Consider the following 15,782-nt stretch of genomic DNA (forward strand, 5'->3'; position numbering starts at 1 on the left):
AACTGTCAGACATCAAAAACGGGTATAAGGTCTTCTTTTATATTGGCATGAAAACTACCATCATGCGCTTTCCTTCTGATCAGAATGGTACCTTCGGAACATTTTTGCTCGCCCACCGTGGGGCCCTTTCATCCGGCGATGTCGGCCTACACCCGCTACCGGGACGCCGCCGCGCCCGTGGATTGCAGCGAGAAGAAGCCACTCAACTCCGTGGCGCCAGTACAATTTGGGTACCTGACTCGAACACGGGCACGATGTTTCGGATTCTGCAGCAACGTTGGCGCGTATCGCGGCGGCTCTGAGGATCTAGCCCGCTGAACGGATTTATCCGTTTGAACTTGCGCAGATGAAGCATTCCATCTCCTCGCAGCTGCCAGAGCTTCCTAATTTGCCCGAATCTATTCTGGCTTTCCCCGAACAGGTGACCGTACCTTGTTATGTACTCGACACGCTCTAGAGTACCTGTGCGACGAACAGGTCTGCGCAGAAGTTTTTTTTCGGATGGTAGGATAGTAGGAAGCGTGACCTTTTCCGCTATGTATTTCGGTTCCCAGTGCTCGGACGTTTCTCAGTAGCTGGAAATGCCGTGCGCATCGTGTGTGTACTCGCCGAATTCCGGGCTGTGAGCATTCACGGTGATGAACAGCAAGTTGCTCCCTGAGCGTACTGCTGCGGAAAGGTGGCGTCCGCAGGTTTTATAATCCGATTGATGGTCTGGTCGATCTTGAGCAGACTCACGCCGATGCGGTTCGAAACATAAAGTAAGATTACCTGACATTCGGATGAAAGTCTTGTCAGGCTTTATTTGTGTTTCGAAAATCTGTAGAGACTTAGGTCTATGTCAGACAATTTAATTTCAGTTTATCTGGCCGGTGATCTGGTGTTCCGGCCGGAAGCTCTTGCTCTGTTTGCGCGGCTCAAATCGATCTGTGCAGAGTATGGCCTTGAAGGTGTTGCGCCCTTTGATGGGCAGGCTGAAGCGCGGCTTTTGCCTCCGGGACGCGAGACCATCCTTGCTTTCGTCCGTGCTGATCGCGATCTGATGGATCGCTGTATCGCAGGTCTGTTTTGTATTGACCCGTTTCGTCGTTCTCCTGAGATGGATCCTGGAACGGCGGTTGAAATCGGTTACATGATGGGCCTAGGGAAACCGATGGATGCCTATACCGTAGATGGACGTCTTTATTCCGAGAAGGTAGAATCCTACTGGCGGGATGTGTGGAATGAAAGCCTTTCCGCAAGACCTGAGAGTGATGCTCCCTCTTCCGGGTGCATGGAAGATCCGGACGGCATGCTGGTTCATTCTGAAGGTCTGCTTCAGAATGGCATGGTCGAAGGCTTTATTGAAATGACGGGTGGCAGCGTCGCTATTGATCGCGATTTCTTTCAGGCTTTTCGGAAAGCTGCCGCACGTCTTTCGGGGCGTCTCCATGCGGGACTGTAAATTATAATCTCAATTTTTTGCGTAAAGGCCTTGTCCACAGCGGGGAGCCAAGCCGCAGACATTGCAAACGACAGTCATTGATGGATCGTCGTTAAAGGAGCAGCTTGCAGAGCGTTCCATCGCGTATCCAGGCGGCGGAGGCTCTGTCTGGAAAGCTGTTACAATGCGGGCCATCCATTGCTGAAGAAGCTCTGGCAATTCATTGTCATGATGAGACCATCGCATGATGTCATCTGTTGTACGGCCAATCTGGTGTGCAAGCTGGTCAGGCGACCATTGGGTCACTTGCAGAAAATCAGTCAACGTTACATGTGGCACGTTACAGCCTTCTGAAAGTGTAGAACGGTGAAAAATTTTCTAAATCGCTTTGCTTTTTTCGTCAATAAATCGTTAAAAATATCTCTCGGAAATTAATTTTATCGTTCCGTTAGAGTTTTTATTAATTTTTTTTGGAATATTTTTTTGTTTTTATGGAAGCGCTGCATTCCTATGTGACCAACTTTTTCAAGTATTGGTGTAGTTATTCGCAGAAGCCACGGCATAATCAGGCAGGCGTGAGCGAAAATACCATCCAGTGCGGGTAGAAAGACTTCACGTCCCTTCCCTTCACTCATCCGGATAATGAGGTTGGCTACATGGCGGGCTGATAGAGGCTTGTTGACAAAATTCAGTACGGATCCGCCGTCCCGTGTTTCCTGTTCGAGCATCGGAGTATCGACTGCTCCAAGAAAGATGGACGAAACCCGGAGCGCTTCTGACTTGAATTCCAGTGCGAGCGAGCGGGCAAAGCCTCTGAGGCCGAACTTTGTTGCGCTATACACAGAACTTCCCTGCAGAGGCATGACGCCAGCAATGGAATTAACAAAAACAATATGCGCCCCAAAAGAGACGGCTGGAAGTAATTGACTGGTCATGAGTATCGGTGACGTCAGATTAATTGTCATCTGTTCTTCAAGGCTGCGCCGAGTGATATTCCGGGTCATTTCCGGATCTATTTTTCCAGCGCAATGAATTAACAATCTGATGTTCTTTTTTCTTTCCAGAATGGCGTTACTGACGGATTCCAGTTCCGCAGGTTTTGTGAGGTCACAGTAAACAGCCTCAAAACGTCCGTTTCTGCTGGAAATCAGTTCCTCGGCCTTGTGAGGCTGACGCGTCAGTAGAAGAACATCCCATCCCTGTTCCAGAAGAAGTCCTGCGATTTCACACCCAATGCCGCCTGTGCCGCCTGTCATGACGGCAAATGATGGTACTGAAGCTCTCTCTCTGCAGGAAAAAAGCTTCATGTATCGTATGAGCCAGTCGGAGTTGAATGCGTCAGAACGTTCATGATCGGCTTTCTGGAAAAAACAGGTGGCTCTTCATAACGCGATAGTCGAATGCATCCTACGCTTTTCTTGTGATGGGCAGTTGAAGAGTGAAACGTGCGCAGTTCCGCTGTTTGTATCACTGATATGCAACGATTATGGCGTGTAAGGCGCGACAGGGAACGCGTTTGTCTGTGTCATGCTGTCGGTTTTGTTAGTCTGGTATAGCCCAGGTTCCAACGGGATAAGGCAGCGTCGGGGTTCTCCGTCCCGCTCCTTCAAGAGCGGAAATTAGTGCAAAGTGTCAGGTTGACACGTAATTTTTCTCGGTGCGCGCAACTTTACCTTTCTATGAGGAAACTTTCCGCACCGTACCAACAGTCTACGCCAGATAGCCGCCCTCTGAGGCGGTTTTTTTATGTCTGGAGACATCATGCGCAATCGCGTTCTCGCACTCAGGCCTCGGTGCCCTCCTTCTCGGCTCCACGGCCGCCTGCACCACGACCCAGAACACCGCGACGTTCAACACAGTCGCGCTCAACAATGACGCCACGGCAGCCTCTTATGCCGCCCCGGCTCAGCCTCCGGAACCGATCCGGGCCCGGATTTATCAGGGTGTCTGATCTTTCGCTCATTGATGCCGAGAGAGCAGCGCCTTTGGCTGTTCCTTCGTTTCTATTGGAGATCTTATGCAGGATAGAAAACAGGGCAAGCACGCCCTGCACCGCGACCCGTGCCACTTTCCTCTCTGGGCACTCCTCACGCGGGTCGCGAATAAAGCCCACGGTCCGCTGTCGTCGGGTATCCGGCTGAGCATTCCCCGCACGACACTGATTGGTAAAGATTTCAACGCGTTTCTGACCGCAATGAGGGCTGTATGACCACCATTCACAATCTGACGCCTTCTCCCCTCCGGACGATCGTTCTTCAGGGGAGCAATGCAACAGTCTCTCAAGTCACCTTCTGTCCGAAGTCGTCTGCGGAGTGTCTGGATTATACTCTGGATTTTTCTGCTCTGCTGGCCGGCACGGGTGATACGCTGACCGCAATCACATCTGCCACGGTCATTACGGCAAGTGGCGACTACGCTCTCACGATCATGTGGAGTGCCGTGGCCGGAACGATGGTAGTGGCGTTCCTCGCCAGTGGGCAGCCAAACACGACGCAGAAAATTCTCTTCGAAATCACGACCCAGCAGGGGCGCGTGTATTCCGTGATGGCCGTTCTGCAGATTACGGACCTGACGGTCGCGATTGCGCCACCATCGAATTTCCTGTCTGACACGCTCACGAACGGCAGCGTGCTGATCGCAGGGGTTGAGGCACTGCCTTCGGGTTATTCGTCGAACGGTCAGGTTGTTATGGCAACGGAAGCCACGGCCCCGGTCGGGACGCCATCTTTTGAAAGCGTGACGGCCAGCACGTATGTGGGCGATGGGTCGGGTCTGGATGTCACGTCTGGCGGCAAAGTTCAGAGCATCGGCCAGTGGATCGCGGCACTGTCTCCAGATGGTGCACAGGGTGTCGGGATCAAATCCATCGACGTGACACAGGGGAGTGTTGTTGCGGGTCAGCCGTCAACGGTGACACTGACGGCTATACTGACGGATGGTACAATAACCGCGCCTGCGACGTTCGAGGCTCCGGCTGGTGCGCCCGGGGCAACGGGCGCATCGGGTGACGTAGGTGCAACCGGTGCAACTGGACCGAAAGGCGATACGGGCGCGGCCGGGGCTGATGGAGCAGCAGGCGTGGGCATCGCGTCCGTGGCTGTCAGTCAGGGCGCCGTCGTGGCCGGTCAGTCCTCCACGGTCACGCTCACCGCGACCATGAGCAATGGCGCAACTGCTCCGGGCATTTCGTTTGAGGCTCCTGCCGGTGCGCCGGGTTCGGGCGGAATCGCCGTAGATCTGACAGCGGCGGCGATCAATGCTGCTCTCGGATATACCGCTGCAGACCCGTCAAAGTTTCTTGCACTGAGCCCTGACAAAGTAGCGGATCTTCAGACCGTTACCGCCCCGTCCGATAGTGGGTTTGACGCCACTTATGCGCTTCAACTTTCGGACGGAGGAGATACCCTCCAGGTCGGATGCCTGAACAGTTATGGAACGCGCTGGCTGGGGGTGAAATCCACCAACGGTGCTGTTGGGATCAGGCTGAAAGACCAGTTCAATAATGCTGCAAATATTGCCTCGCATACCAGCGCTGATGGCTCCACGGAAATATATTCCGGCTGGCTCGCTATTGATGCGGGATATGGCACCGGTGGGCTTCGCGTTATTGATAAAGATGATCAGAAATATTACTGGCAACTCTGGGCGAACAACACCAGTTCAGGGCCTGTTCCACTTTATATCAGCGCTGGCACAACGGACGGATCAGCATGGCAGGCCCCGCTTGTGTCGTTTAATCCCACGACGAACGTGGCAGAATTTCTGAATGAACCGGTTATTTCAACGACATATACCTTTGCGGCGCTTCCTGCCTCACCTGTCGCCTGGCAGCGCGCCATCGTGACGGATAAGGCCATCGGTTCCGGTGCACAGGGCGTCATGGCTATGTGGAACCCGAATACCAAAGCCTGGACGGGGCTGGGCGGCGAGACGTTAGTATGAAAATGCTGGCACTCTGCGGGCTTCTGGCTCTCTCGGCCTGCTCGGCCGGATCCGTGGCACCCGTCACGATCAGTCGGGCTATTGCTGGTGTTCAGGCAGACCTGACGCAAGCGGGCGTGGTCAGTGTTTCTGGCGTGCAGCACTGGACGGTCGATCAGGTGGTCCGGTTCGGCGCCAATGTCCGGGCGCTTCAGTGCGCGCAGCACACATCAGATCCGGTGGTGGCAATGATTGCCGGGCCGGTGACGATGGATCTGTCGGGCACGTTTAGTCAGTCGGGATCATTTTCGGTCTCGGCTTCAAGTTTTACTCCTGTTTTTGGCTTACAGGCTGATGCCAGCCGAACGAAAGCGCAGACACTGCATGTCCCGGTCCAGTTTGTGCCTTTATCTACCCTGCCCGATGCCGAGGTCGGGCGGCAGGTTGGTTATGCCGGGGAATTATTGGGGCAGAACGATGCTGTCCGGCAGGCGACGGCGGCACGAATTGAGGCGGACCGGACGGCGCTGGCGGCACATGTTGAATTGCTGATCACCAGGTATGCTGCCCCCTGCTCTTCTGCACCTGAACATCCATTTGTCGGATCGCATCTACAACTGAAGGCGCGGAATAGTCCTTGATCCAGGCTGTATAGGCCTGTTTTTGAGCTCGCCGGACGTTAAACCTACCCTTGATTGCCACCGTTCATGTTGCCTTTTCCAGGAGAAATTCGCGCATGTTGTGGACGATATTGGCCAATTCGAGCCATGCAGTAGCGCCTTCTATTCCGGTGATGCGCAGGTAGGACAGGACACTATCTGGAGCTTTCCGGTCCGCAAAGGCCCGAATGGTACTTAAAAGGCAGACAATTCTGGATCGAATAGTCTGCCTTCTGATTGAGCAGGATATTGAGTGTCTGGTTCACCAGAATCGTCAGCATCAAAAAACCTGCTGCATGATGAGCCATTCTCCATCGAACGCTGCAGGAGAAATTAAAATCGCTGATGCGCAGTGAGAGATAAAAGGTTTTTTTAGGAGCATAAGTCGGGCAACGGTTAATGCATGCCCTTTATGGTCACTAAAAATTGGCTAATTGGTAACCGTTTATTATTAAATATGACTACTTTATGATGATACTTACGAAGTGAGTATCGTGAAATTTTATAGAAATAGATTGTTTTTTTTGGTCTGCTGCGTGAAGTCTTTCCATGTTGGTATCCGAATCAACATCAAGAATGGAGAAGTAGCATGTCCAGCTTTGGCAATACTTATTACGGAACTGGAAATAGCCTCTCACTCACATCATCGGCTAGTGGTGGAAGTTATAATCTGGGTTACGTTGCGGCTATTGGCGCCAATGATTTGACTGTGACATCTGGAGACAGCTCTGCAGTCAGCGCCACTATCCAGCTGGCGGCGCTTGGACTCTTGGCCTCATACACAATAACGGCTGAAGCGCATACGACAGTTGTGGTGAATAGTGGAACAATCAATCTCGTGGCTGGAGTCACTCTTGATGCTGACGGCGGGAGTATGTCTATTAGTGGCGGATTGCTGAATGCCCTACAATACGTAACAGTAAATATTACCAATGGCGGTATTTTTAGTGGGGCAGCCAGCCTTATTAGTGCAGCATCGGGTCTTACGATCAATTTTGGCACCGGTGGGGGAACACTCAATCTTGCGGCGTCGAGCACCAATATTGCCCTTTTGAGTGGGGCAACCATCAACGGATTTGGTGCGGGCGATGAAATTATTGTCAGTTCTGATGGTAGTCTGACAACGATTACGGGTGTTACATATAACTCTTTGCTGGGCACAAGTACGATATCCTTCCGCAATGGAGATACGTTGCTCCTAAATGGGCAATACACGGATCAGGAGGATGGAGAAGGAACCTACCTGTCCACTCAGTCCGTCTCCGGGACTAATGGAACAGAGCTTGTTGTTGCTTGTTATGCCAAAGGAACCGCCATTCGAACGGTGGATGGAGAAGTATCTGTAGAAAAGCTACAGATTGGGGACCTTGTCCGGACTGTAAGCGGGGATTTGAAGCCTGTTTTGTGGATTGGCTATAGAAGTTATTCGTCGCGTTTCGCGGGAATTAATCCAAATGTGATGCCTATAACCTTTAAACGTGGTTCACTAGGCAAAGGCCTCCCTGTTTGCAATCTGACAGTTTCACCGAAACATGCCATGCTGATAGATGGAGTACTTGTTCAGGCTGAAAGTCTTGTTAATGAAAGAACAATATTCAGATCGACTCTTCGCGGAGTAATTGAATATTATCATATAGAACTTGAAGATCATGATGTCATTTACGCCGAAGGTGCCCCTTCTGAAACCTTCATTGATGATTCTAGTCGGTCAATGTTTCATAATGTAGACGATTACTACCGACGTTATCCTGATCGGAACACAAAGGATGTATATTACTGTGCTCCGCGCCTGGAAGAAGGAAGCGTTTTAGAGAGTATTCGTCAAAATCTCCAATCTACGGCTGAAAATAATGCGCGTCTTTCGGCTTGAGGAGAGCATGAAGATATTTATTGATCATGGATGGAAAAAATCTTGACGGAGAGGAGCCTCTGTCTGTCGTGCGTGGCTTTGTCGATAATATCGACAAAGCCACCATCATAGGGTGGGCGTATAATGGTACGGATGAACCTGTACTTATTCGTCTTCTGTGTAATGGGATCGTTCTAGGCCTGGTTAAAGCCGATTTATATAGAGAGGACCTTAAGCAGTCTGGGATAGGCGATGGATATCATGCCTTTTGCTTTAATGTTTTAGGGGGACTGCCGTCCGGACAACCAATCCAAATCGAAGCGCGAGAAGCGCGAGGTGGCGCTGAGTTGGAAGGGTCTCCTTGCATAATAGAACTTCCTGCTGAAGCAAGGGAGGTTACTGCATTAGCGGCCGTGCAGACGGAGAAGCGTGCAGGGTTTCTGGATATCGTTGAACGACGTTATATCGCCGGTTGGGCTTGGGATGAAAGCAAACCAGAAAACTCTGTCGGTATACAGGTCATTGTTAATGATCGCATTTTAATAAATTCAATAGCAAACAGATACCGAGGCGATATAAAAGAGTGCGGAATTGGAACAGGAAACTACGGCTTTGTTATAGTTATTCCAGAAAATTTATCTCTTCGCGTAAGAAATATCGTTCGCGTCATTAGAGATGATGGGGCCGAGTTGGAGGGATCTCCAGCCATTATCGAATCAGTCTCAGTTTTCGATCCCGATATACTGTGGTTTATGCAGTTTGCCGCAAAAAACGTTGAGAATAACGAAGAACGAAAAAGAGTTTCGGAAATACTTTTGTCGACGCTGGATGTTTTGAAGACAACGGCCAACCAGGAGATGGCTGGGTATGTGAACCATTCTGTTGAGCGTCATCAGGCGTTGGTATCGGGCTCTGAAGGTGCCTGGGGCAATATTAAATCCCGATGCAAACGTGCACTTGTCATAGACAGCCGATTTCCAGATCCAAGTCGGGATGCTGGGTCGAATGCGATTGTATCGCACATTCGTGCACTTTCAGATATGGGATATGATGTCTTCTTTATTTCTTTAAACGAAAAAAAAGCCACCAGAGAACAGAAATTGTTCTTGGAAAGAGATGGCATTCAAACTTTTGAGGCCCCCCTTTTTGATACTGTTGAATCTGTTTTGCGTCATCAGCGCGATAGTTTTTCCTTGGTTTATCTTCATCGTGTAGAAGTGGCACACGCCTATATTGGGCTTGCAAGGTATTTCCAAACTCATGCCCGTATCATTTTCAGTGTTGCTGATCTGTCTTATCTGAGGTTGGAACGTCAGGCGGCTGAGCTTGATGACATTGAGTTGAAAAATAAAGCGCGCCGTGTTCGAGTTCTGGAGCGAATTTGTGCAATCCAAGCTGATGCTTTGATCACACATTCAACGGAAGAAATGCGGCTTTTAAAAGAACTGGCCCCAAGAACGCCTGTTTTTGTTGTTCCATGGGCAATTATGACGCCTCCTGTCATTCAACGACCCCACATGCGTAGCGGCTGTCTTTTCGTCGGCCATTACGGACATCATCCTAATGTGGATGCAGCGTTGTGGTTAATAGAAGAAATCATGCCCCTCGTTCACAAACAGCGCCCAGATATAATTTGCTATCTTGCTGGTTCTCACATGCCGGAGCATCTCCGCAAGGTATCGTGCCGTGGCGTAGAAATTCTTGGTTATGTTCAGGATTTGGATGAAGTCTTTGGAAAAGTAAGAATTGGAGTGGCACCCCTCCGTTTTGGAGCGGGGATCAAAGGTAAAGTGCTTGAAATGTTGGGATGGGGGCTGCCTGTGGTCATGACGCCTATTGCATCCGAGGGTATTCCATTTCCGTTGGAATTGAGAGAACTTATTACAGATGGGGAAGCGGAAAATATTGCAGAGATGATTATTTCTATGCATGAAAATGAAAATATTGATAATATATCTAGGAAAGGTGTTTCTTTCATTAGGGAAAATTATAGTATACTTTCAATAATAAAAGAGATGGAGAAGGTAGAGAGGGAGGTTTTAATTCAATAATTTATTTCAAATAAAATTTATAATTTAATATAATTGTTGATAATCACCTCTATTTATTTTATAACTTATGTTGCAAGAATGTATATTTTAATTTCTTTAATCTAATTTTTCTCTCTCTCAGAGAGGTTTTAGAACTAGTTACGTGTTCCGTATTTCTCCTGGATTAAAATATGAGCCACATGAACTCATCCAAATGGTTTGGAGGCTCTGTATGGAGGTACATGGGCCTGTCCAAAATCTAAGTTTGGAGTTTTTGGTAAATCGGTCAGGAGTACTTTCAAGAATACCAAACGCAACAGGATTATCCGTTATGTTTTCGGAATTTGATTTTTCGTGCACTGAAATTCGAGACGTATTTCCACGATTGTCCAATTTGGGGACCAGTTCATTAGGTGAAGATTCCGACATGTGCGGTGACACGCTGGATGAAGCAATCCGGGACGGACCGAGAGGGCGTAACCTTCAGTTTAACCTGGAGGCAATCCAGGAACTGCAGAAGCTTCTGGGCTTTACCAATAAGGAAATTGATCGGATCACGCAGACATGGGTTCTGCTTTCGGTCGACCCGAAAGCAGATGTTGAAGAGCCGCCAAACTGGGGGCGATATTCAACGTATAGAGCCTTCTGGGAAGCCGTTTTAAGGGCGTTCGTGACGCATGTCGAAGTACAGAAACATATGGATGCTTGATTTCGGTCCGTGAACGGGGTCAGCTACTGATCGGGCAAAATCCCAGAAAATAAAATAACCTGCGATGCCATAAAAAGCTGGCCAGCCGACCGCTCTGAAAACCTATAATGTGATTACTCCAGCAACCCTGGTCACGACGTTTCCTCCAATCCAGATATCATCGCCATCTTTCACTACGAAGACGCGCCCGGCTCTGTGTAATGTGGTGCCCTGAGTGGCCACATATTGTGCTGGCGCGACCCCGCTTTCGATCAGCCATTGGGCCATAGCGGCGTTCAGGCTGCCTGTCACAGGGTCTTCCCACCCTTGCCCGTCTCCGACAAAAGCCCTCACCTCAAACTGGACGTCTGCCCCATCGTGCTGATCGTCCCACGCCCCTACAACGCCCAAGTACTGCCCTCTTAGCTTCTGCCAGTCGGGCTGAATGGCCAGAATGTCCCGGCGGCTGCGTAAGCGAAGAGCCATCCATCCGGGGCCATTATCCGCCCATTGTGCATCGAGAATATCCCCAGGTAACAAACGTAAACCCGCAAGAGCATTCGCTAGGTCATTCTGTCCGACAGGACCAGTCCGACGCCTTGGTGGAGCAGCAAAGGATAATTGATCGGTCTGTCTGCGTACTGGAACAAGACCTGCACCGCATTCCTGCATAATCACAGCAGATTTCGACGCGCCTCCAAGAGACTGCCAGACAAATGCGCTTCCGAGTGTCGGATGACCGGCAAAAGGTAACTCGGTGTGTGGTGTGAATATCCGCACACGATAATCGGCATCGGGATGCGTTGGCTTGAGAAGAAAGGTCGTCTCGCTGAGATTGGTCCAGTTCGCGATCTGGGCCATCTGGCTATCGGATAATCCGTCCGCCCCTGCAATTACGGCGAGAGGATTGCCCCGAAAGGGCTCGGCGGAAAAAACGTCTACCTGTCGGAAAGGGAGATCCATTGTCAGGGTTCCTGCGTTCTTGGGCCGACCCATGGATCGATTGCGGCAGCCAGATGTGTCAGCGTCGGATTGTGAAAGGCCGCTACTGTTCGGTTAAAGGTTTCATGATGGCAGTCTGAGCGTATAATCAACTCCTGCGTCGGGATAGAAAGACCGTTCATCGCGCCGCAGGCTTTCAGTGCGGCTTTGTCGATCCTGACCAGAAGGCGGCTTGCTCTGACGGGATCGCTCAGATCCTGACGGTCATAAGACACAGAGACCACATCAGGACTCTCTTCGGCTTCCTGAGCTACAGCAGGCTCATGAATGGCCATGAGCAGCAATAGTCCCGTGAAGATGACACAGAGCACTCCCAGCGCCTGCACTATCTCCGGAACTTGTGGAAAGATGCGGACTTCAGGTCGCAGGCGTGCGATGTCCATGGCTGATTGCGACATAGGATAGCCTTATTGTTATAGTACAATACAGACGAATCGATTCGATTGTTATAGATTGACAACTCTCTCAAAGAGTTCAATCACTATATTGTCCTATTCCAATGATGTTGATGGAGCCCGCTATGTGGCAACCTGCACTACAATCCGGTCCCAAGCCGCTCTATGAGCGGCTGGTTCTGGCGATGGCGCAGGATATCAAAACGGGGCAGCTTGCTCCTGGCGCAAAGCTGCCACCCCAGCGTGATCTGGCATTTCGGCTGGGGGTCAGCGTTGGAAGCGTGACACGGGCCTATGCGGAAGCAGAACGACGAGGACTGTTGTCCGCTCATGTTGGACGCGGATCATTCGTACGGGGTGCATTGCCAGCCGTTCCGGATGTTCCCACCATTGAGCGTGATTCTGTCACGGGACAAAGCAGAAGCGGTCTGATCGACCTACGGTGCAATACGCCCCCCCCTGTGCCTCTGATGGCGGAGTTGAATGCCGCTCTGGCTGCACTCATGGGGCGTAATGCGCTTGATCCTGCTGTGCATTATGTTCAGGGCGAGGGTCTGCCGCATGTCCGCGCAGCCGGCGCTCAATGGATCGCACGGCATTACGGGCTGGATTTCTCTGCTGGAAACCTGATTCAGTGTAACGGCGGTCAGCACGCTATTGCACTGGTTTTTTCATCATTCTGTGCTCCTGGCGATACCGTCCTGTGTGAATCATCAACGTTCTACGGTGCGCGTATGGCGGCGGCCCATCTGGGTCTGAAGCTGCGGGGGGTGCCGATGGATGATGAAGGGCTGTTGCCCGAAGCTGTTGACCGGGCGGCAGCGGAAACAGGGAGTCGCCTGCTTTTCACGCTGCCGACGCTTCATAACCCGACCACACGGACAATGTCAGAGCAGCGTCGACAGCAGATCGCGGCTGTTGCGAAAGCCCGCGACCTGCTGATTCTGGAAGACGATGCTTATTACGCGTACTCCCAGAAGCCGCGTCAGATCGTGTCTTACGCGCCGGAACGGACACTGTATCTCGCCAGCCTTTCCAAAGGAGTCTGCCCGGGGTTTCGTTTGGCTTTTCTGGCACTTCCACCTGACCTGCCACGGGAACGACTCATGCAAGGTATCCGAGCCTTGGGGTACTGCCCGCCCGCACTGGGAGCGCTGGTATTCAGCCAGTGGGTCGCGGAAGGGCGGATCGATACCATCGGACAATCCATTCAGGTAGAAGCCGCCACCCGGTGGAACCAGTCACATGCAGTACTGGGAGATCTCGTCGCGCGACCGGGAGCCATGTATTCGCCTCACGCTTGGATACCCATGTCGGCACTCGATGCGGAGAGGGTAACGGCACGCCTGTTTCGTGCAGGCGTAGAAATTACCCCTCCAGACGCGTCTGGAGTTTCCCCTCAGGCTGATACCGGATTGCGTCTCTGTCTCGGCGCCTCGGTCAACAGAGGAGAGTTGGATCGCGCGCTTGCAATTATCAAGGAGGTTATTACCGGGCACGGAAGCGCTGACCGAGATGGAATTATTTGAGGTTTTTTGTAATGGAATGGATATAGATGTCTTAATGTGAATTGATGACTCAATGATATTAGCGAATCACCAGTTTAATACTATTTTTATGGATTACTTGACAATCTGACCCGATGTGCAGGTCTAGGCATTCATAGTGGCCGAACGAACCGGGTTTCCATGAAGCGATTGAAGCAAATTTCATATGGAGAAAATGTCTGAAATCAGCCACTTTGGATGGTGGGCGCGACAGGGATTGAACCTGTGACCCCTGCCGTGTGAAGGCAGTGCTCTACCGCTGAGCTACGCGCCCATCCGCTGGACGGGCTTCTAGCAAAGTGAGGTTTTTCTGACAAGGTCTTTTTCGCGGGAAGCCGGATTGTTTGTTTGCTCCAGCTTCCCTTTTCGGGTGCTCAGAAGCCGAACATGTGGTCCAGTGAGAACGCTCCCTGCCCGTCTTCCAGTCCGTGATAGCCGAAAAGGCGGCAGGTCAGGTCACGGATGAGGACATAGCCACCCTCCCCTGCACGATCGAGATTCGATGCTTCGAAGAGTTCGTGTGGACGCACCATGAAAGATCCGTTCGGAGCGATCCTGATCGTGGTCTGGGCCAGCAGCGAACCATTCGCTGCGTGAAGCAGGAGGACTGTTTCCGAAATGTCGGTGCCCTCAATGGAGGCTGGATGAATCAGGCAACAGAAGCTGCGCAGTGTGTTCAGAGCTGTTTTCTGGCCGAGTTTCAGGAACAGCCGGGTGGTCAGGCCCGGCGGTGGGCCTGAATAGGACTGTGGCTCCGAACGCCACGTCATGAGCGTATTGAAGATATGCGCCCCGAAGCTGGTTTCTGCGGCATGGTCGCTCTTGCGGTTCCGATATCGCATCAGGGCGTGCAGCCAGCCGTCCGCTTCACCCCCATCGCGGAAATCGTAGACCAGATCCGCATGACCCGCACGGTCCGTCAGATCATGCAGGGCCACGGCTGTGTCATGATTACGCGGCAGGTTTCCCAGAAAATGCGAACCGGTTTTTTTTCCGGATTCATCAAACAGGTCCAACCTGACGGGAAGGTTTTGAAGCGCTTCGGACATGGGGTTGGGTTGCAGGAAAGTCTCGAAGCGCTTTGGGTCGAGGATCGGGAACGGCAGCAGGAAGCCCCGGCCCAGCGAAGGCGGAAACTGACGGATGGCGGGGTCAGGACGCAGATTGTCCCGCTCCACATTCAGATGGGCGATGCGGGTCCTGCCCCGCTGGGTGATTTCATAGCGCGGCCGGACCAGATGCCGCCCCGAGCGCAGTTCAAGCTGTGCGGGCCAGTGCAACCCTGGAATGAGCGCACCGACATCCACAGCCAGCGTCTCGAATGGCCCGACCGCATGGTCGATCAGACGTGCGGCCTCCTCCCCCATATGGTTGAAAGAAATCGCGCCCGCCGGGATCGTTGTCGCATGACTGTTCTGGATCCAGACGATCAGCGTCTCATCAGGTTCCGGGGCTGGGAGGGTCGCGTAACGCACGGAGGGCCAGGCATTGGCGTCATGCGTGACAGACAGGCTCGGATCACCGTTCTTGCCCCAGCTATCAAGCGCGTATTTCACGACGTCATGCCCGCGCGCACCGAGAACGTGGATGAAAAGCTGTCCGGTAAATTCCGGCAGATCAAACCGCCGCCGCACTGCGGCGCTGTCGATCGTGATCCCCGCACCGGCTTGCGTCACCGGCTGTTCCCATTGTGCAAGAATGCTACCGCTTCCGTCATAGAGCCGCATCCAGTAGCGCAGGTTTTCGGCCGCATAGCTCGACCAGTAATTGGCCGTCACGATCCGGCAGGAAAAGCGGTCCGTTTCGCGGAAAAAAGCAAAATTGGTCGCGAAGTTGAGCTTGTCCAGATATGGCCGCCCCTTGACGATCATGTCATCCGGAAGGCGTGCCGGTGCGAGGGTCTGAAGCTCCCGTCCGCTCAGGAGCCCCTTCAGGCGCGTCCGCATTTTTGCATCTTCAAACGACAGGGCGAGGATGACATCCGCTTCCGTCGTCGGAAGATCCACAAGCGCCCGCAGCGTCCCGCCAAAACCGTCCGGCTTGCCGACCTGTTCCGTATCATGGACATAAACATGGGCCGGTTTCAGACCGGGATAGAGGGCTGCCAGCGTACGTGCGGCGTCATCCGGGTCGTAGACAGCGAGTGTCCGGCCTGCGAATTCGGCTTCCATGCGGATGAGGGCTTCGGCGGCAAGCGGATGCGCCAGCGCCTTGTAAAGAATATTGCCACCCTGCGGACCAAAGGTGCGGATATCGAGCATACAGGGG

The 15,782-nt window shown here is 52.2% G+C and carries 11 protein-coding genes and 1 tRNA gene; 7 read left to right on the forward strand and 5 right to left on the reverse strand.

What is annotated here, in order from left to right; all coding sequences use genetic code 11:
* The first annotated feature begins 838 nt into the window (after positions 1–838).
* Entirely contained in the window at positions 839–1,444 is a 606-nt protein-coding gene (locus GAL01_RS08585; protein ID WP_062032181.1) for a nucleoside 2-deoxyribosyltransferase, read from the forward strand.
* A 416-nt stretch (positions 1,445–1,860) separates the two neighbouring features.
* Here the strand turns inward: GAL01_RS08585 and GAL01_RS08595 are convergent, their stop codons facing one another.
* A complete protein-coding gene (locus GAL01_RS08595) occupies positions 1,861–2,730 on the reverse strand; it encodes an SDR family NAD(P)-dependent oxidoreductase (protein ID WP_062032180.1) in 870 nt (289 codons plus the stop codon).
* Positions 2,731–3,628: 898 nt separating this feature from the next.
* Between GAL01_RS08595 and GAL01_RS15685 the strand changes: the two genes are divergently transcribed.
* From GAL01_RS15685 to GAL01_RS08630, 5 genes are all read left to right on the forward strand, one after another.
* Positions 3,629–5,365, forward strand: coding sequence for a phage fiber-tail adaptor protein (locus GAL01_RS15685; protein WP_062032179.1), 1,737 nt, complete (start codon positions 3,629–3,631; stop codon positions 5,363–5,365).
* Positions 5,362–5,985, forward strand: a complete 624-nt coding sequence (locus tag GAL01_RS08615; protein WP_062032178.1) for a hypothetical protein — start codon at positions 5,362–5,364, stop codon at positions 5,983–5,985. The genes GAL01_RS15685 and GAL01_RS08615 overlap by 4 nt, the downstream gene beginning before the upstream one ends.
* A gap of 607 nt (positions 5,986–6,592) precedes the next feature.
* The gene (locus tag GAL01_RS08620) at positions 6,593–7,873 is read left to right on the forward strand and encodes a Hint domain-containing protein (protein ID WP_082790787.1); all 1,281 of its coding nucleotides are present in this window, start codon (positions 6,593–6,595) and stop codon (positions 7,871–7,873) included.
* 26 nt (positions 7,874–7,899) lie between these two features.
* The gene (locus GAL01_RS08625; protein ID WP_082790786.1) at positions 7,900–9,903 is read left to right on the forward strand and encodes a glycosyltransferase; all 2,004 of its coding nucleotides are present in this window, start codon (positions 7,900–7,902) and stop codon (positions 9,901–9,903) included.
* 310 nt (positions 9,904–10,213) lie between these two features.
* Positions 10,214–10,591, forward strand: coding sequence for a hypothetical protein (locus GAL01_RS08630; RefSeq protein WP_062032167.1), 378 nt, complete (start codon positions 10,214–10,216; stop codon positions 10,589–10,591).
* A gap of 102 nt (positions 10,592–10,693) precedes the next feature.
* On the opposite strand, the gene GAL01_RS08635 is transcribed toward GAL01_RS08630, so the two are convergent.
* Both GAL01_RS08635 and GAL01_RS08640 read right to left on the reverse strand, forming a co-directional pair.
* Positions 10,694–11,533, reverse strand: coding sequence for a PhzF family phenazine biosynthesis protein (locus tag GAL01_RS08635; protein WP_062032163.1), 840 nt, complete (start codon positions 11,531–11,533; stop codon positions 10,694–10,696).
* A 2-nt stretch (positions 11,534–11,535) separates the two neighbouring features.
* Positions 11,536–11,970, reverse strand: a complete 435-nt coding sequence (locus GAL01_RS08640; protein ID WP_082790783.1) for a UrcA family protein — start codon at positions 11,968–11,970, stop codon at positions 11,536–11,538.
* A 122-nt stretch (positions 11,971–12,092) separates the two neighbouring features.
* Here GAL01_RS08640 and GAL01_RS08645 point away from each other — a divergent pair, with 122 nt between their 5' ends.
* A complete protein-coding gene (locus GAL01_RS08645) occupies positions 12,093–13,496 on the forward strand; it encodes an aminotransferase-like domain-containing protein (protein WP_231865407.1) in 1,404 nt (467 codons plus the stop codon).
* A gap of 217 nt (positions 13,497–13,713) precedes the next feature.
* On the opposite strand, the gene GAL01_RS08650 is transcribed toward GAL01_RS08645, so the two are convergent.
* Positions 13,714–13,788: transfer RNA gene (locus GAL01_RS08650), tRNA-Val, on the reverse strand.
* 100 nt (positions 13,789–13,888) lie between these two features.
* The gene (locus tag GAL01_RS08655) at positions 13,889–15,775 is read right to left on the reverse strand and encodes a hypothetical protein (RefSeq protein WP_062032155.1); all 1,887 of its coding nucleotides are present in this window, start codon (positions 15,773–15,775) and stop codon (positions 13,889–13,891) included.
* Positions 15,776–15,782: the final 7 nt, after the last annotated feature.

The sequence above is a fragment of the Gluconobacter albidus genome, from assembly GCF_002723915.1.
GTDB lineage: Bacteria > Pseudomonadota > Alphaproteobacteria > Acetobacterales > Acetobacteraceae > Gluconobacter > Gluconobacter albidus.